At 64.4% G+C, this 17,638-nt stretch carries 15 protein-coding genes; all 15 read left to right on the forward strand.

What is annotated here, in order from left to right; genetic code table 11:
- Positions 1-3: 3 nt before the first annotated feature.
- Complete coding sequence (gene hemC, locus QKE30_RS06800; protein WP_347934423.1) at positions 4-1,089, forward strand: hydroxymethylbilane synthase; 1,086 nt, start codon at positions 4-6, stop codon at positions 1,087-1,089.
- A 146-nt stretch (positions 1,090-1,235) separates the two neighbouring features.
- A complete protein-coding gene (locus QKE30_RS06805) occupies positions 1,236-3,110 on the forward strand; it encodes a uroporphyrinogen-III synthase (RefSeq protein ID WP_297666630.1) in 1,875 nt (624 codons plus the stop codon).
- 35 nt (positions 3,111-3,145) lie between these two features.
- Positions 3,146-4,150 carry a porphobilinogen synthase gene (gene hemB / locus QKE30_RS06810; RefSeq protein WP_297666629.1) on the forward strand — a complete coding sequence of 335 codons (1,005 nt, stop codon included), beginning with the start codon at positions 3,146-3,148 and terminating at the stop codon, positions 4,148-4,150.
- A 68-nt stretch (positions 4,151-4,218) separates the two neighbouring features.
- Positions 4,219-5,085 (forward strand): hypothetical protein, encoded by an 867-nt coding sequence (locus QKE30_RS06815; RefSeq protein WP_347934424.1) that lies wholly within the window; start codon positions 4,219-4,221, stop codon positions 5,083-5,085.
- Positions 5,086-5,087: 2 nt separating this feature from the next.
- Positions 5,088-5,633, forward strand: a complete 546-nt coding sequence (locus tag QKE30_RS06820) for a hypothetical protein (protein WP_239198865.1) — start codon at positions 5,088-5,090, stop codon at positions 5,631-5,633.
- A 5-nt stretch (positions 5,634-5,638) separates the two neighbouring features.
- Complete coding sequence (locus QKE30_RS06825) at positions 5,639-8,410, forward strand: HAD-IC family P-type ATPase (protein WP_239198862.1); 2,772 nt, start codon at positions 5,639-5,641, stop codon at positions 8,408-8,410.
- A 63-nt stretch (positions 8,411-8,473) separates the two neighbouring features.
- Entirely contained in the window at positions 8,474-9,805 is a 1,332-nt protein-coding gene (hemL, locus tag QKE30_RS06830) for a glutamate-1-semialdehyde 2,1-aminomutase (protein WP_239198859.1), read from the forward strand.
- Between the two features lie 109 nt (positions 9,806-9,914).
- On the forward strand, positions 9,915-10,520 hold the full coding sequence (locus QKE30_RS06835; protein WP_034985255.1) for a histidine phosphatase family protein: 606 nt from the start codon (positions 9,915-9,917) through the stop codon (positions 10,518-10,520).
- Position 10,521: 1 nt separating this feature from the next.
- Positions 10,522-11,130 carry a TlpA disulfide reductase family protein gene (locus QKE30_RS06840; RefSeq protein ID WP_239198856.1) on the forward strand — a complete coding sequence of 203 codons (609 nt, stop codon included), beginning with the start codon at positions 10,522-10,524 and terminating at the stop codon, positions 11,128-11,130.
- Entirely contained in the window at positions 11,131-11,928 is a 798-nt protein-coding gene (locus QKE30_RS06845; RefSeq protein ID WP_239198853.1) for a cytochrome c biogenesis CcdA family protein, read from the forward strand.
- Positions 11,929-12,020: 92 nt separating this feature from the next.
- A complete protein-coding gene (locus tag QKE30_RS06850) occupies positions 12,021-13,679 on the forward strand; it encodes a cytochrome c biogenesis protein ResB (RefSeq protein ID WP_347934425.1) in 1,659 nt (552 codons plus the stop codon).
- Positions 13,680-13,770: 91 nt separating this feature from the next.
- Positions 13,771-14,883 carry a c-type cytochrome biogenesis protein CcsB gene (gene ccsB / locus QKE30_RS06855; protein ID WP_347934427.1) on the forward strand — a complete coding sequence of 371 codons (1,113 nt, stop codon included), beginning with the start codon at positions 13,771-13,773 and terminating at the stop codon, positions 14,881-14,883.
- Between the two features lie 48 nt (positions 14,884-14,931).
- Positions 14,932-15,303, forward strand: coding sequence for a hypothetical protein (locus QKE30_RS06860; RefSeq protein ID WP_035002972.1), 372 nt, complete (start codon positions 14,932-14,934; stop codon positions 15,301-15,303).
- Between the two features lies 1 nt (position 15,304).
- The gene (locus QKE30_RS06865) at positions 15,305-16,462 is read left to right on the forward strand and encodes a dTDP-glucose 4,6-dehydratase (protein ID WP_347934428.1); all 1,158 of its coding nucleotides are present in this window, start codon (positions 15,305-15,307) and stop codon (positions 16,460-16,462) included.
- 116 nt (positions 16,463-16,578) lie between these two features.
- Complete coding sequence (locus QKE30_RS06870; protein WP_347934430.1) at positions 16,579-17,574, forward strand: ABC transporter substrate-binding protein; 996 nt, start codon at positions 16,579-16,581, stop codon at positions 17,572-17,574.
- The last annotated feature ends 64 nt before the right edge of the window (positions 17,575-17,638 follow it).

The raw sequence follows: 17,638 nt of genomic DNA on the forward strand, positions 1-17,638 counted from the left end.
TTCATGTCCGCAACGTCTAATGGCGCTAATGCCACCAACGCCGCTAACCGAGCGGCCGATGACGGCCGCACTTTCCTGATCGGCACCCGTAGGTCCGCACTGGCTACAACGCAGACCAGCCACGTACGCGCCGGGATGCAATCCGCTGGCTACGCGGCGGAGCTGCATCTGGTGCAGACCCCGGGCGATGCCTCCCAGTCGGCGCAGACCCCGGTCGCGCAGATCGGCGTGGGTGTGTTTACCGAAACGCTGCGCAAGGCCTTGGAAGCCGGCGAGTGCGACGTGGTCGTGCACTCCTTCAAGGACCTGCCGACCGCCCCGGATCCGCGTTTCCGTACTGTCGTCCCGCGCCGGGTGGACCCGCGCGAGGTACTGGTCAGCCGGGACAACCAGCCCCTGCTGGAGCTTCCGCAGGGTGCCAAGGTGGGCACGTCCGCACCGCGCCGCGTTTCCCAGATCCGCGCGGTGCGCCCGGACCTGGAGCTTATGCCGCTGCGCGGAAACATTGATACCCGCATGGGGCGGACGGAAAAGGACCTGGACGCGGTGGTTCTGGCCCGCGCGGGCCTGGAGCGCGTCGGCCAGCTGGACCGCGCCGCGGAGTCGATCGACCCGTCCACGATCATGCCCGCGCCCGCGCAAGGTGCGTTGAGCGTGGAGGTCCGTGCGGATGACGAGGCCGCCTGGCAGGCCGTCCGCCACCTGGATCACCTGCCCAGCCACATGGCCGCTGTGGCCGAGCGGGCTGTGCTTTCCACCCTGGAGGCTGGCTGCACCGCGCCGGTTGCCGCATACTCTGAGTGGGTGGAGCAGGAAGGTACAGAAGGTACTGAAGGCACAGAAGACTCTGAGCAGCGCTACGTCCTGCGCGTATTCGGAGGAGTGTTCGCCATGAATGGCTCCCGCAAGCTGGTGCGCAGCGGCGAGGCCGTCTTCGACATTCCGGATCCGACTGCGGACGAGGGATTCCCCGCTGCCGAGGAGCCCCGCTGGCGCGAGTGCATAGACGCCGCCAGAGCCATAGGCACCGACATAGGCAGAGCATTACTCGAGGACGGTGCCGCCGAGTTAGTGGTTGAGGCCGAATAGCTTTTCTTTGGGACGCCCCCTGCGGCGCCCCTCCCCTCAAACTTCACCGGCACCGTGCACGTAGCCGCCGGGGTTACACGCGCACGGCTGTCCCAAGCAGACTTTTAAGACACAATTACAGACCCGACAAGTTAGAAAGTTCCACTATGACCGATTCCGGAAATGCCCAGGTAGGAGGCGCTGATTCCGCCGCAGTGGCGGCAGTCGCCGACCTGGCACCCACTGGATGCGGCCGGATCCTCTTCGTGGGCGCGGGCCCCGGAAACCCGGAGCTGCTGACCATCCGCGCGCGCGACATTCTGGAGACCACCGCCCATGCGTGGGTGGATCCGTCGGTATTGGAATCCGTGCAGAACATCATCGCCACCCGTCTGCCGGTGCCGCAGGAGAAGCTGGATGCCGCCGAGGCAGAGTGGGAGGCGAAGGTAAAGGCCGCCAAGGAGGCCGGCGCGCGTCGCCGACCGCCGCGCCCCACCCCGCCGACTGCTGCGGAGATCGTGCTGGCCGCCCCGGCGGCCACGGATCCTGAGATCGGTACAGAAGCCGGCACTGAAGACCACACAGATGCCGGCGCGGATGTCGGCGCAGAGACCTACGGCGAGCCGGTGCCGGATGCCGTCGCGCCGGATGTTCTGGCCGAGCAGATGGTCGCCTGCGCCAAGGCGGGCAACGACGTTGTCCGCCTCGTCGCCGGCAACCCACTGAGCAACCCGGCGGTCATGCACGAGCTGCAACACGTCGCAGCTAGCTCCGTGGAATTCCAGGTGATCCCCGGCATGACCGGATCCGTGGCCGTTCCCGCCTTCACCGGTATTGGCCTTGGCCCGGACGTCACCGAGGCTGATGTCCGCGGTGGCGCCGACTGGGACCAGCTGGCTGCCTCCGGGCTGCCGTTGATCCTCACCGCCGCCCCGGGTGACCTGGCGACCATCGCGCAGGAGCTGAAGGCCCGCGGCATTGCCGGGACCACTCCGGCGACCGTTACGCTGCACGGCACCACCCGTCGCCAGCGCAGCTACGATGCCACCCTGGACACACTGAAGTCCATCACCACCCAGTCCGGCCCCGCCGCCAAGGATGGCGAGCTGCCCGCCGAGCTGATCGTCACGCTGGGCTCCCAGGTGGGTAATCGCTCCAAGTACTCCTGGTGGGAAAACCGCGCCCTGTACGGCTGGACCGTGCTGGTGCCGCGCGCCAAGAACCAGGCCGGCCCCATGAGCGCCCGCCTGGCCTCGCACGGCGCTATCCCCGTGGAGGTGCCCACCATCTCCGTCGAGCCACCTCGTAGCCCCGTGCAGATGGAGCGCGCCATCAAGGGGCTGGTCGATGGCCGCTACTACTGGATCGTCTTCACCAGCGTCAACGCAGTGAAGGCCGTCTGGGAGAAGCTGCGTGAGTTCGGACTCGACGCCCGCGCCCTGGCGGGCGTGCGCGTGGCCGCCGTGGGACCGAAGACCTCCCAGGCAGTGAAGGATCTGGGAATCACCCCGGAACTGCTGCCGAAGGACGATGCGCGCAACGCCGCGGGCCTAGTGGACGTCTTCCCGCCGCACGACCCGGACCTGGACCTGGTTGACCGCGTGCTGCTGCCGCGCGCGGACATTGCCACCGACGTGCTGGTCGACGGCCTGATCGACCTGGGCTGGGATGTGGAGGACGTCGTGGCCTATCGCACCGTCCGCGCCGCCCCGCCCAGCCCGGAGATCCGCGACATGATCAAGACTGGTGGCTTCGACGCAGTCTGCTTCACCAGCTCCTCGACCGTGAAGAACCTGGTAGGCATCGCGGGCAAGCCGCATGCGCGCACCATCATCGCCTGTATTGGGCCGATGGCCGCACAGACCGCTCGCGAGCACGGCCTGCGTGTCGACGTCATGCCCGAGGCCGCTGGCGTGCCGGAGCTTGTGGACGCCCTCGCTGACCACGTGGCTGACCTGCGCGCCAAGGGACAACTTCCGCCTCCGCGGAAGCGGAGGCGGCGTCGTAAAAAGACGAGCGAGAAGAAGGACACCGGGGCCTAACAAGCCCGTCCGGGCGCGGGAGTAGCATCGTTGGCATGACTTCGAACTACACCCCGTTCCGCCGCCCCCGCCGACTCCGCACGTCCCCGCAGATGCGCAACTTCACTGCGGAGACGGACCTGAACCCCAACCGGCTGGTGTTGCCGATGTTTATCGCCGATGGGCTGGACGCCCCGCGGGACATCACCAGTTTGCCCGGCGTGCAGCAGCACACCGAGGATTCGCTGCTACGCGCGGTGGAGGAAGCCGCGAACGCAGGCGTGGGATCCATCGACCTGTTCGGAGTGCCGCTGGATGAGGACAAGGATGCGACCGGCAGCCAGTCGGTAGCCGAGAATGGCATTCTCAACCGCGGCCTGCGCGCCGTCCGCGAGCGCTTCGGCGACGACATCCTGGTGATGGCCGATACGTGCCTGGACGAGTTCACAGACCACGGTCACTGTGGCGTGCTCGCCACCGACCGCTACGGCCACCAGATCGTGGACAATGATGCCACCCTGCCGCAGTACGCGAAGATGGCGGTTGCGCAGGCCGAGGCTGGCGCGCATATCGTGAGCCCTTCCGGAATGATGGATGGGCAGATCCGGCACATCCGCGAAGCACTAGACGAGGCCGGCCACCAGGACGTATCGATCATGGCCTACTCCGCGAAGTACGCCTCCGCGTTCTTCGGCCCCTTCCGCGAGGCCGTGGGTTCCTCCCTGCAGGGCGACCGCCGCACCTACCAGCAGGACCCCCGCAACCTGCGGGAATCCATCCTGGAAACCCAGCTGGACATCGACGAGGGGGCGGACATGGTGATGGTCAAGCCCGCCATGCCCTACCTGGACGTGCTGCGTGAAGTGGCGAACATGTCCCCGGTGCCCGTGGCGGCCTACCAGGTATCCGGCGAGTACGCGATGATCTCCGCAGCCGCCCAGAACGGCTGGATCGACGAGGAAGCTGCGATCATAGAATCCATCTACGGCATCCGCCGCGCCGGGGCGGACATCATCCTGACCTACTGGGCAACCCGCGTGGCGCAGATGCTGCAGGGCTAAGATGCTTAATCACCAGTAATCACAGTAGGCTAGATGGCTGTATGAACAGCACCGACAGCAGCGCACATATGAGCACACAGCAACACGACCCCCGCCTCCAGGGTGGTTCCCAGGGCGGCCCTCAGCAGGGCTCGCACGGTCAGCAGCCGGGGCCACAGTGGGGCCAGCAGAACCCGCAGGGGCAGCCGGGGCCGCACGGCCCGCAGGGGCCGTATGGTTCACACGGCCCGCAGCAACCCCCGAAGCCACCGAAGCCTCCGAAGGTGGGGCGCAAGGACGGCCTCGCGCCGAACCTCAAGGAGGCACCGGAAGACGTCCGCTACGGCGTATGGGCCTGGCTGGCGGTAGCCGTGCTGCAGCTGCTGGCAAGTGTGGTGCAGTTCGTGGCCAACATTGTCGACCCGCGCGCACTGACCCAGAGCAGCCAGGGCATCCTCGATAGCCAAAGCGGCATGTTCGCCAGCGTTCTTGCAGATCAGGCTGCCTCCGAGATCGCCACGCAGGTAAACATCAGCTCACTGATGTGGGGCATTATCGCCTCGGCAGCCTGTGCCTACTTGGCCTGGCGCGCAGGCCGTGGGGCTCCGTACTCCCGCCTGTTCTTGAACGTCGCCTCCGTGTTCATGATCTTCAACGCGGTGCTCATCACGTTCGCTAGCGGGCCGGACTTCATGCCCGTAGGCTTCGTGCTGCTCATCGGCATCCTGACCATTCTGTCCGGCGTATGCGCTGCGCTGGGCCTGTGGTTTATGTCCCGCCCGGAGAACCACGATTGGCTGGGCATGCCCAGCGTCAAGGAAATGGAGAAGTACTCCAAGGAGATGGAGGAGTACAAGGCGGAAACGCGGCGTCAAAAAGAAGAGCTAAAAAAACAAAAGAACAGCAACGATAGCGACCACACCGATCACACCGACCACACCTGGGGAGGGCGCTAACCATGCCCGCGATGTTTCCCTCGATGGTCCCGAGCGGCCAGGACCCGAACCGCGATGTTAAATACTGGCAGCCCGGTGATCCCACGCCGCGCCTGGTGATCATCAGCTTCGCCATGCTGGTGGTCCTGGGGCTGCTGATGATCTTTTTCGGCGTGCTGGCTCTGACGGCCTCGTGGGATCGCGAGCCGATGAACGCAGAGGAAGCCGAGCACATGGACTTCGTGCGCAACAACGTGCGGATCCTCGGCGGCATCAACGTCGTGGTCGGCGCGGTGCTGGTCTACTTCTCCCGCGGCGTGCGCGACGGCTATCGCGGCAAGCGCCGCCTGGTGCTGTGGTTCGGCGCACTGGGCATCCTGTTCATGCTGGCGGGCTGGGTTTTCGGCTTCACCGGCCCCGGCCAGGCCATCATGGCCTTGCTGTTGGCAGTCGCGCTGCTGCTGGCCTACCGTCCTGCGGTTAACCCGTTTTTTGACGCCGGGCATCGGCTCGACGGGCCTCCCATCGAAGGCGACGGCACCCTGCCGGGCGACAGCCTGCGGAGCTAGCGGAGATGACTGAGCAGGACTCAAAGATCGTCCCGGCCAGCAGCCGGGCGGCGCGAAAAGCTGCCGTGGGTGTCGACGACGTCGACGAGGCCATTCTGAAGGCTCGAGAGGCGGCGGCGAAGGCCGGCTTCGACATGGACCGCACGCCGTCCACCGAAGAGGAAGCCGACCGTGCCGCACGGGAACACTGGGGACTTGCCAGTTTCGCCTACCGCCTGGAAGGGCTGGAATCCGCGGTGGCCGCCACCACCGTGGAGGAGGAACTCAACGATATTCCGGGCGTGCAGGCCGCGGTGGTGTACTCCACCGGCATGGCGTGGATCTCCGCTGAAGATCACGTGCTGCCCGCCCAGATCCAGGAGGTGCTGGAAAAGCACAACCTGGATAGCTGGCTGACGGATTCCTCCCTGCGCCGCCGCGCCTCGCGGCTGGAGATCGAGGAAACGCGCCGCCGCATGCGGCGCCACGCCAGCGACCACCGGCGGGCATGGGCTGCGGCGGAGAGCCGCAAACGGCGCGACCGGAATAAGGTGGAGATGGATAGGTTCCGCCGCCAGAACCCCTTCGACTCCACCGAGGGCCTGCACACCGCCCGACAGCTGATTACGCGCATGCGGTTGATCGTCGCCGTGGTGCTGGGGCTGCCGGTGGTGGTTCTGCAGCTGGTGTCTGCCTGGCAGTTCGACTATTGGCAGTGGGTCTGCCTGGCGCTGGCCACCCCAGTGGTGACGTGGTGCGCGTGGCCCTTCCACCGGGCCTTTTTCGGCGGCTTAAGGCGCGGGCAATCCGCCCTGGATGGAGCCAGCTCCGTGGCGATCCTGCTGGCCTACCTGTACTCAGCCTGTACGTTGATTTTCACTTCTGCCGGCAACGTGGGGTGGCAAACCCATTTGGTGTTGTTCGCCGGAGTGTGGTCCGCGCAGGAAATTGACGGCGCGATCTTCTTTGACGTCGCCTGCGGCGGCACTATCCTGCTGCTCTTCGGCAGGCTGCTATCCCGGCGCACGGCGCTGCGTTCGAAATCGATCCTTTCTGTGCTGACCGTGCCCGCCGCCAAGGAAGTCACGGTGGTGCGCAAGACTCGTAAGTCGAAGACGGAGAAGAAGGACATTCCGATTGCGGAGATCCGCACGGGCGACGACATCATCATTCAAACCGGAATGATGGTGCCCAGCGACGGCGAAATCATCAGCGGTAAATCCCTGGTGGACATGGGGCCGGTCGGTGGCATGCACCGCACTTTCGAAGTTTCTGTCGGCGACCGCATTTATGCTGGTGCTCGCAACCATGGCGGGACTTTGAAGATGCGCGTGCACGCTACGGGATCCTCTACGCGCTTGGCCGCGATGCACCGTTGGGTGCGCGGGTCGGCGCTGGACGAGACCCGCCTGACGCAGCTGACGAACCGCACCGCCAGCCTGCTGGTGCCGTGGGCTTTCGTACTGGCGGCCGTGGACTTTATCGCCTGGCTGGCCATCACTAAGTCCGTCGATGCGGCGATGGCCACCGTCCTATCCCTACTGGCAGTCGTTGCGCCCGTCGCCTTGGCACTGTCCGCGCCGCTGGCGCTGCGCTTGGGCCTGTGGCGCGCTGCCACCTCGGGCGCCCTGCTACGCGATACGAGCACCATCCACAAGCTCGCTGAGGTGGACGCCATCATCTTCAACCGCGTGGGCACCCTCACCGACGGGCCGATGCACGTCATCGACGTCACGCCTGTCAAGGGGGAGAACCCGGACTTGATCCTGCGCGTGGCCGGCGCTCTTTCCCTGGAATCGAACCACGCCGTCTCCCAAGCACTGGTGCGCGCCGACCGGGAGGCGCGCGATAGCGGTGCAGGAGGGGAGGGGATTCCCAACTGGCTGGACGTAGGCGAGGTGAAGATTACCAAGGACGGCACCTTCGAGGGCATGGTGGAACTGCCGATGGAGGGCGAGACGCGGCACGTCAGGGCGCGCCTGTGGCGCCCGCACGATTTGGGTGAGATTCGCGACCCGCGCCTGGCCACGGCCGCTTTGAACGGCGGATCGCCCGTGATCGTCAGCTGGAAGGGCAAGGACCGCGGCGTCATCAACCTGGCCGATAGCTTCAAGGACGATGCCCCGGCCGCGATCGACCGGCTGGAGGACATGCAGCTGGAGACCTACATGCTCTCCCGCGACATCTATCCGGTGGCTCGCCGAACGGCGAACGCACTCGGCATTTCCACCGTGCTGGCCGGTATCGCGCCGAACCGTAAGGAGGCCACGGTGCGCGGCGTGCACGCCATGGGCGTGCGTGTGGCCATGGTGGGCGATAGTGATGTGTTGGGCGCACTGCGGGTCGCGGACGTGGGCATCCTCATGGCATCTTCCAACCGCATAGACCCTACCGCGGCAGAGGAGGTGGATGTGGTGATGCAGCGCGAGGACGTTGCCGCGCTGCCGGATCTGGTGAATCTGGTCCGCCATGTCCGCAACACCACTGACTGGAACGTGTGGCTGTCCTGGACGTACAACGTAGTCGGCGCGACACTGGCGGTCGTCGGTGTGCTCAATCCCCTATTGGCTACGGTATTTATGCTGCTCAGTTCCACTTTGATCGAAAGCCGGAGCGCCCGCATCTTGCACCGTAACTATGCGCGCGGCACACTGCGCCAGACCCACTCGTGGCAGGGCTGGGTGGAGCGCCGGCGGGAGATCCGCGAGTTGCGCAAGCAGGAGAAGCAGCGCGCCGAGGCGATTTCCCTGGCCCGTGCGGAGGCCGCGGACGAGGAGTATGAGCAGTCCCAGCGTTAGCCGCGCTAGGCTGGTGGGGATTGCAAGCTAACCACTAGTGAAGTGGCAGGAAGGATTCCTTTCGTGTCTGTTAATGCCGACCCTCAGCACTCAAACAACTCTTCGCACCAGGCCAGCGAGAAAGCCTTCGATCGGGCTCGCACGCTGATCCCGGGCGGGGTGAACTCCCCGGTTCGCGCGTTCGGATCTGTGGGTGGCACCCCGCCGTTTATCACCTCCGCGCAGGGTTCTACGCTGCACGACGTCGGCGGCAACTCCTACGTGGACCTGTTTTGCTCCTGGGGGCCGATGATCCACGGGCATGCGCACCCGCAGATCGTGGAGGCAGTTCGGGAGGCCGCGGGCCACGGTCTTTCCTTCGGTGCGCCGACCACGATGGAGGTTGACCTGGTGGAGGAGATCGTCCGCCGCACTTCCGTGGAGAAGGCCCGCCTGGTGAACTCCGGCACCGAGGCCACGATGTCCGCCATCCGCCTGGCTCGCGGCTACACGGGCCGCGACAAGATCCTGAAGTTCGAGGGCTGCTACCACGGTCACGTCGATTCGCTGCTGGTGGCGGCCGGTTCCGGCGTGGCTACGTTCGGCCTGCCGGATTCCCCGGGCATCACCAAGGCCGCCGCGGGCGATACCGTCGTGGTGCCCTACCGCGACGTGCAGGCCGTGGAAGATGCGTTTGCCTCCCACGCGGGCGAGATCGCCGCAATCATCGTGGAGGGTGCCGCCGGCAACATGGGCACCGTGAACCCGCATGGCTTCAACGCGGAGCTGCAGCGCATTACCCACGAAAACGGCGCCCTGCTGATCGTCGATGAGGTCATGACCGGCTTCCGCGTCAGCGAGTCCGGCTGGTACGGCAAGGACGGCGTGGCCGGCGACCTGACGACGTTCGGCAAGGTCGTCTCCGGTGGCCTGCCTGCCGCCGCTTTCGGTGGCAAGGCGGAGATCATGGATCACCTCGCGCCGGTTGGCCCGGTTTATCAGGCAGGTACTCTGTCGGGCAATCCTGTTGCCGTCGCCTCGGGCTTGGCTTCTTTGAAGTTGGCTGACGCCGCCGCGTACCAGAAGCTCGACGCGAATGCCGACGCGCTGGCAGGGATTCTGTCCGACGCTTTGACGAAGGCCTCCGTGGCTCACCACATTCAGCGTGCGGGCAGCATGGTGAGCGTGCGCTTCGCCGAGGGGGAGGGCGCGAACTTCGCAGACATGAAGGCCGCGGATACCTTCCGCTACCCGGCCTTCTTCCACGCCTTCCTGGACCACGGAGTGTTCGCCCCGCCGAGCGTATTCGAGACCTGGTTCGTCTCCACGGCACTGACCGATGCCGACTTCGAGAAGATCGCGGCGGCTGCCACCCCGGCTGCGGAGGCTGCAGCGGCGGCCACCCCTGCGGTTTAAGTTTCGCGCTGGGGTCTAATTCAAGGAATCTAAAACCCCAGTAAGAAGCACTTAAAGCAGGGTTTGCCTTACTTGGGTTGGGGTGCCGGGCACGCTAAGCTAGGTGACTATGGCAACGATCGTTCACCTTGTACGGCACGGAGAAGTGCATAACCCGGATCGCATTCTCTATGGCCGTTTGCCCGGCTATCACCTCTCCGAGCGGGGGCGGAACATGGCGCATGCCACCGCAGCGGACCTCGCTGACCACGACGTGGTGTACCTGGCGGCGTCCCCGCTGCAGCGAGCGCAGGAAACCGCCCGGCCTTTCTCCGAGAAGCTGGGGCTGGAGGTCCACACGGACGAGCGCATCATCGAGGCGGGTAACGATCTGCAGGGTCTGCACATCAAGGGCGTGCGCAGCGCGCTGTGGAACCCGAAGCGTTGGCCCATGCTGAAGAACCCCACCATCCCCAGCTGGGGCGAGCCCTACCAGGAGATCGCCGACCGGATGTGGGAGGCCGTCGACGCCGCGCGTGAAAAGGCCCGCGGGCACGAGGCCGTGCTTGTCACTCACCAGCTGCCGATCGTGATGATCCAGCGCGACGTGCAGGGCCTGCCCCTGGCTCACAACCCGGCCGACCGCCAGTGCGAGTTGGCCTCCGTTACCTCGCTGGTATTCGATGGCGGGCAGCTGACGGACATCTTCTATTCCGAGCCGGCGCAGGAGATTTAAGGTGCGCAAAAAGTTAACGGCAGCCCTTGCGGCAACTCTGCTCGCCAGCGGGGCGGCGCTCACCGCCTGCGGTGAGGAAAACACCGCGGGCAAGGACGCTGTGGCCAGCGGCGGAACGTTTGAATTCGTCGCCCCCGGCGGGCAGACCAGCATCCACTACGAACCAGAGGAGCGCAAGGAGGTCGCCGACTTCACCGGCACCAATCTGGACGGCGGCGATGACATTAACCTCTCCGACTTCGAGGGCCAGGTCGTGGTGCTAAACGCCTGGGGCCAGTGGTGCGGCCCGTGCCGTAGCGAATCCGATGACCTGCAGCGTGTTCAGGAGAAGCTGGAGAAGGACGGCGGCGGCACCATCCTGGGCATCAACGTGCGCGACAACGTTAAGGAAAAGCCGCAGGACTTCGTCAAGGACAACGGGATCACCTACCCGTCTATCTACGATCCACCGTTTAAGACCGCCCTGGCGCTTGGCGGCGTGCCGGCCTCCGTGATTCCCACCACCATCGTGTTGGATAAGCAGCACCGCCCGGCTCACATCTTCTTGAAGGAAATCACCGACAAGGAGCTGTGGGAGCAGGTCGAGCCGCTGTTGGACGAGGAAGCGTAAATGATCCTCGCGGAGTCCATCGGAGAGACTTTCGCGGATACGGCCGCAGCCGGTCCGCTACTGCTTGCGTTGCTGGTATCTGCCGCCGCGGGCCTGGTTTCCTTCGCCTCCCCGTGCGTGATTCCGCTGGTACCGGGGTATATTTCCTACCTCGCCGGAGTAGTGGGTGCGGAGACCGAGTTCACGGAACAAGGTGCGGTGGTCAAGGCAAAGCGTGGCCGGGTGGCCACCGCAGCCCTGCTGTTCGTACTGGGCTTCACCGTGGTGTTCGTGCTGGCGACGGTCACGGTCTTCGGGGTGATCAGCGCGCTGACGCCGAACCAGGACCTGCTGATGCGCATCGGTGGCGTGGTCACCATAGCCATGGGCGTGGTGTTCATGGGCTTCATTTCCCCTCTGCAGCGCGACACGCGCCTCAGTCCGAAGCGCTGGACCACCATCGCCGGGGCACCGCTGCTGGGCGGAGTGTTCGCCCTGGGCTGGACACCCTGCCTGGGTCCCACGTTGGCCTCCATCATTTCGGTATCCACCGGCACCCAGGGGATGACCGCCGCCCGCGGTGTGATCTTGATCGTCGCTTATTGTCTGGGCCTCGGGCTACCATTCATTGTCGTGGCGCTGGGGTCCTCGAAGGCGCTGACGGGTATCGGTTGGCTGCGCAAGCACTCCCGCACCATCCAGATGATCGGCGGCGCGCTGCTGATCATTGTCGGCTTGCTGCTGGTCACCGGGCAGTGGGCGGTGTTCGTGGACTATATCCGGGAGGTATTCATCTCGGATAAGACCCTGCCGATCTAAGCCGATTCGCTGCCGTCGGCTTAAGGGAAAAGGTCGCGGCTGAGAAGTGGGCGTCAATAATAACGAGAGAGCGAAAGTACGAAAGAGCAACCATGCTGAAGAAGATCCTGAGTTGGCCGAAGAAGGGCTGGCAGTGGCTCACGAAGATGAAGACTGCCCTGGTGCTGCTTTTCCTGCTGGCGCTGGCTGCGATCCCGGGCGCGCTGCTACCACAGCGGTCGCTCAATGAGGGCAAGGTTGCCGAGTATATTGACGCCAACGGGAAGACCGCCGAGGTTTTCGACAAGCTGCAGCTTTTCGACGTCTTTGGGTCCACCTGGTTTGTGGCGATCTACGTACTGCTGTTTATCTCCCTGGTCGGCTGCATCCTGCCGCGCAGTATCGACCACTACAAAGCCCTGCGTTCCTCCCCGCCGCCAGCGCCGAAGCGTCTGGACCGCATGCCCTACCACTACTCCGGCACCGTCGATGAATCGGTGGAGGACGTGCAGAAATCCCTGCGCGAGGAGTTTAAGGGCTGGAACGTCAACGAGGTCGATAAGGAAAACGACCGCGCCGGGGCATGGTCCATGTCCGCAGAGAAGGGCTATCTGCGCGAGGCTGCGAACCTGATCTTCCACCTGTCTCTGGTGGGCATTCTCATCGCGGTGGCGACGGGCAAGATGCTCTACTACGAGGGCCAGGTCATCGTGGTGGCAGGGACGGATACCGAGCAGTCGCAGTTCTGCAACTCCGCGGTCTCCAACTTCGATTCCTTCCGCAACGGCCCGGTGTTCGACGGCACGGGGCTGACCCCCTTCTGCGTGAACGTCAAGGACTTCAAGGCCGACTACCTGCAGAACGGCCAGGCGGTGAGCTTCGAGTCCAACATCGACTACGCGGGTAAGGAGGATGCCTTCAAGCCGACGGATCAGTGGCAGCATAAAACGCTGAAGGTGAATCACCCGCTGCGTATCGAGGGCAACCGTGTGTACCTCCAGGGCCACGGCTACGCCCCGACGTTCACCATTAAGTGGCCGAACGGGGAGAAGCGCACCGAGACCGTGCAGTTCCGCCCGGACGATATGACGTACTTCCTGTCCTCCGGCGCGGTGCGCTGGGATCCGCCCGCGGGCATGTACCCGGATCTGCAGGAGCGTCGCAAGAACCAGATCTCCTTGCAGGGGCTGTTCGCACCATCGGCGGAGTGGACCGGGCCGAACGGCAAGATCCTTTCCTCCAACTTCCCGGCAATGCGCGATCCCGCGGTGGCTGTTGACATTTACCGCGGTGACACGGGACTGGACGGCGGCCGCAGCCAAAACATCTTCGCGTTGGATTCGGAGGCCCTGCACTCCGGCCAGATGCAGATGCTGGACCGCGTGAACCTGGAGAAGGGCGAATCCGTCACCCTGGACGATGGCACGGAAATCACCTTCGACGGTGCCAAGGAGTTTGTGAACCTGCAGATCTCCAAGGATCCGACGACTACCTGGGTGCTGGTGTTTGCCGTGCTGATGCTGGCCGCGCTCGTTGCTTCCCTGGCAGTGAAGCGCCGCCGCTTCTGGGTGCGCATTACTCCGGAGGGCGAGGGCACGCGGATCCAGATCGCCGGGCTGTCCCGTACTGACTCCGCCGGCTGGGGCCGCGAATTCAACCGCCGTGCCGAACGCGTGCTGGGGCTGGAGGAAGAGGCTCTGGACGAAGCCTATGACGTGGATTCCGACGACTGGGAGGACCACATCGATGATCACCTGGCGCCGCGGGGTTGATTTACCCCGAACGGGTGATTGTGGAAGCGCGTGAACAGGCGCTAAGCTGATATTTTGTAGCGATTTAAGACTTTCTTTAGAAGGATTTTCGATGCAGATCGATCCGCAGCTATCCGAATTCTCCGACTTGGCCTTCCGCTCCGCAGAGTCCCTGTACCTGCTGGCGCTTGCCATCTCCCTGGTGTTCTACGGGATGGTTCGCGTGGGTGCGGACCGCCGCCGTCAGCGCGCCGAGGAGCTGGAGAAGCTGCAGGCGGAGCACTCCGCACGCGCTAACTCCACCGCCAAGGTGACCGTCGGCGCAGGCGCTGCGGGCGATGCGGCCGACTCGGATGTCGCCGATGCCGGTGAGGTCACGGGCGACGACGTTGAGCCCGACTTCGCCTCCTTCGAGGCGCAGCTGCCGGAGCGTCTGCGTTCCGAGAGTATCTCCAAGACCCTGGATCGCGCCAACAAGCTCGGTGGCATCACCCAGTCCCTGGTCTGGCTGGCCATCGCAATCCACGCGGTGTTCGTGATCCTGCGTGGCCTGGCCGCCAACCGTTTCCCGTGGGGCAACCTCTTCGAATACGTCGGCGTGGTCACCCTGTTCGCCATGGTCGTCGCCGCGCTCATGATCCGCCGCAAGGCGATGCGCGTCATGTGGCCGTGGATCCTGACCCCGGTCGTTGGCCTGCTGTTCTACGCGGGAACTAAGCTATACGCGGAGACCGCCCCGGTTGTGCCGGCGCTGCAGTCTTACTGGTTCGTCATCCACGTATCCGTGGTCTCTATTGGTGCCGGCATTGGCTTGATCTCCGGCATGGCTTCCCTGATGTACCTGCTGCGCCACAAGTACCCCAAGGGTAAGGAGAAGGGCCCGCTGGGCAGCCTCGCCGCTCCGCTGCCGGACGCCACCAAGCTGGATGCGCTGGCCTACCGCACCGCCGTCTGGGCACTACCGATCTTCGGTTTGGGTGTCATCTTCGGCGCCATCTGGGCGGATGCCGCTTGGGGTCGCTTCTGGGGTTGGGATCCGAAGGAGACCGTCTCCTTCATCACCTGGATCCTCTACGCCGCCTACCTGCACGCCCGCGCCACCCCGGGCTGGCGTGGCTCGAAGTCCGCGTGGATCAACGTCTTCGCCTTCGCCACGATGGTCTTCAACCTCTTCTTCATCAACATGGTGGTTTCTGGCCTGCACTCCTACGCCGGCCTGAACTAGCCTGGCGTTAGATTCTTTGTCTTGCCCTAACTGCGGAAGGATCTTCCCGTGACCGAGCACAATGCCGCTCAGCACACCTTCATTTCGGACCTCACTGCCCCGAAGGACGTCGAAGGTGGTCGTGCTGTTCCACAGGTCAAGGTTGAAGCCAATGTCGATGGTGCCCGCGTGGTGCGCCTCGCCTTCCAGTCGGGAGATGTGTTTGCAGATCACAAGGCGCCGAAGCCGATTCTGGTGATGGGGCAGCAGGGGCGCATCGAATTCACTGTCTGGCCTGGTGCTGAAGCTGAAGGTACGCCTGAGATCGTGGAGCTAACCCCAGGTACCGCAATCCATGTACCTGCCCACCAACTGCACGCTCTGCGTAGCCTCGGCGATGCTCCGGCAATAGCTACGCTGATCCTGCTAACAGGGGAGTAATGTGAGCAGTTTTTCCACCGTCCTTGTCACCGGCGGGGCTGGCTTCATCGGCGCGAACTTCGTTCATCGCACGCTGGAGACCAGGCCGGGCGTCAAGGTTCTTATTTTTGACGCCCTCACGTATGCCGCGAACCCACTGAACCTACGCACTGACGACGGCATCCCGCTGGAGGTTGCCTATCCGGGACGGGTGGAGTTCATCGAAGGCGACGTGGCGGATGCCCCGGCGTTTCGTAAGGCCCTCGAGCGGGCGATTACGGTTACCGAACAGCCCGCCTCACCGCAGGGGGCGCAGCAGAGCGTCGACAAGTCCCAGCAGTCTGCCACCGACCGGGTGGCGATCGTGCACTTCGCGGCGGAGAGCCACAACGATAACTCCCTGGCTACCCCCGCGATCTTCGCCCGCAGCAACGTGGAGGGCACCCTGAATGTCGCCCAGGCGGCCGCGGACCTCGGGGTGCGCCTGCACCACATTTCCACCGATGAGGTCTTCGGTGACCTCGCCCTGGACGATCCGAATCGCTTCACGGTGGATACCCCGTACAACCCCTCCTCGCCCTACTCTGCATCCAAGGCGGCGGCGGATCACTTCGTCCGCGCTTTTGTGCGTTCGCGGGGGTTGAAGGCCACTATCTCCAACTGCTCGAACAACTACGGCCCGCGCCAGCACCCGGAGAAGTTCATTCCCCGGCAGATCACTGGCCTGATCGAGGGGCATCGTCCTCGCCTGTACGGCACGGGCGAGAACGTCCGCGACTGGATTCACGTGGATGACCACAACGATGCGGTTTGGACGATCCTGGATTCCGGCAAGCTGGGGGAGACGTACCTCATCGGTGCGGAGGGGGAGCGCTCTAACCTGCAGGTCGTGCGGGACCTGCTGGAGCTGTTCGACCGCCCGGCGGATGACTTTGTGCACGTCACCGACCGTCCGGGCCACGACCGCCGCTATGCGATCGATCCCAGCAGCATTGCCGAGCTGGGGTGGCAGCCGCGCTTCACGGACTTCGCTTCCGGACTTGCCGAGACGGTGGAGTGGTACCGCCGCAATGAGAAGTGGTGGGTTGAGTCCAGGGTGGCGTCCGAAAGAAAGTACCGCGACGCTGAAGAAGAGTTAACCGAGGAAGAAATAACTGCAGAAGCGAGCGATCCCGCGTAGCGTCACGCGCGCGGGGGTGACCACCCTTTTAAGCAAGGCTTGACTAACTAAGTGAAGACTATATAAGGTTCGGCTAACCGTACGTTGAGCTTTTGTTTCAATCTTGTAAGGGAAAAATGGCAAAGAATCGCATCAAGCTGCTGGCCGCACTCGTGGCAGCAGGAATGTCCCTAGCCGCCTGTGGCTCCGCCGACGAGGGCACCTCGAGCAACCAGTCCAGCAGCGACAGCACGATCTCCATCGAGGACAACAACGGCGAACTGCAGGTTCCGAAGAACCCGAAGTCCGTGGTCGCACTGGACAACCGCAGCTTCGAGATCCTCAACGAGTGGGGAGTGGAGCTTTCCGCTGCTCCGAAGAAGCTGGTTCCGGCGACCGTCACCGATTACAAGGACAACGAGGAGATCAAGGACCTCGGCAACCACAAGGAGCCCGACTTCGAGGCTCTGGTGGCAGCCCAGCCGGACCTGGTGATCAGCGGCCAGCGCTTCAAGGACCGCGACGATGAGATCAAGGAACTGGTTCCGGATGCGGCCGTCGTGGAGCTGGAGCCCCGCGAGGATAAGCCGATGGACGAGGAGCTGATCCGCCAGATCACCACCCTGGGCGAAATCTTCGACAAGAAGGACGAAGCCGACAAGATGGTGCAGGATTTCAACGATGCGAAGGATCGCGCGAAGAAGGCCTACGACAAGCTGGATGGCGACAAGAAGGTCATGGCCGTCAACGTCTCCGGCGGCGAAATCGGCTACGTTGCGCCGCACATCGGCCGCGTATGGGGTCCCGTGTTCGACTGGCTGGGCATGGACCCGGCACTGGAGGTCGACAACGCCTCCAGCAACCACGAGGGCGATGACATCTCTGTCGAGGCCATCGCAGATGCGAAGCCGGACTGGATGCTGGTGATGGACCGCGACGGTGCCATCAACGCGGACAAGCCGGATTACTCCCCGGCGGCAGACGTGATCAAGCGCGCCGATGCGCTGAAGGGTGTGCCGGCGCTGAAGGAGGATCGCGTGCTCGTAGCACCGCAGGATACGTACATCAATGAGTCGATCACGACCTACACCGAGATCCTGAACTCCCTGGCAGACGCCTTCGAAGGGAAGTAAAAGAGCGAACGCTTCGCGCCGCCGTGCAGCACCGTGCATTGTCGCCGTGCCGCGCCGCACATTG

Origin of the sequence: Corynebacterium sp. c24Ua_83 (genome assembly GCF_039907245.1) — a bacterium.
In the GTDB taxonomy this organism is placed as follows: domain Bacteria; phylum Actinomycetota; class Actinomycetes; order Mycobacteriales; family Mycobacteriaceae; genus Corynebacterium.

What these genes read in the sequence shown, in the direction of transcription:
- hemC (WP_347934423.1), top strand. Translation starts at nt 4, where the DNA reads ATGTCCGCAACGTCTAATGGCGCTAATGCCACCAACGCCGCTAACCGA.
- QKE30_RS06805 (WP_297666630.1), top strand. Translation starts at nt 1,236, where the DNA reads ATGACCGATTCCGGAAATGCCCAGGTAGGAGGCGCTGATTCCGCCGCA.
- hemB (WP_297666629.1), top strand. Translation starts at nt 3,146, where the DNA reads ATGACTTCGAACTACACCCCGTTCCGCCGCCCCCGCCGACTCCGCACG.
- QKE30_RS06815 (WP_347934424.1), top strand. Translation starts at nt 4,219, where the DNA reads ATGAGCACACAGCAACACGACCCCCGCCTCCAGGGTGGTTCCCAGGGC.
- QKE30_RS06820 (WP_239198865.1), top strand. Translation starts at nt 5,088, where the DNA reads ATGCCCGCGATGTTTCCCTCGATGGTCCCGAGCGGCCAGGACCCGAAC.
- QKE30_RS06825 (WP_239198862.1), top strand. Translation starts at nt 5,639, where the DNA reads ATGACTGAGCAGGACTCAAAGATCGTCCCGGCCAGCAGCCGGGCGGCG.
- QKE30_RS06835 (WP_034985255.1), top strand. Translation starts at nt 9,915, where the DNA reads ATGGCAACGATCGTTCACCTTGTACGGCACGGAGAAGTGCATAACCCG.
- QKE30_RS06845 (WP_239198853.1), top strand. Translation starts at nt 11,131, where the DNA reads ATGATCCTCGCGGAGTCCATCGGAGAGACTTTCGCGGATACGGCCGCA.
- QKE30_RS06850 (WP_347934425.1), top strand. Translation starts at nt 12,021, where the DNA reads ATGCTGAAGAAGATCCTGAGTTGGCCGAAGAAGGGCTGGCAGTGGCTC.
- ccsB (WP_347934427.1), top strand. Translation starts at nt 13,771, where the DNA reads ATGCAGATCGATCCGCAGCTATCCGAATTCTCCGACTTGGCCTTCCGC.
- QKE30_RS06870 (WP_347934430.1), top strand. Translation starts at nt 16,579, where the DNA reads ATGGCAAAGAATCGCATCAAGCTGCTGGCCGCACTCGTGGCAGCAGGA.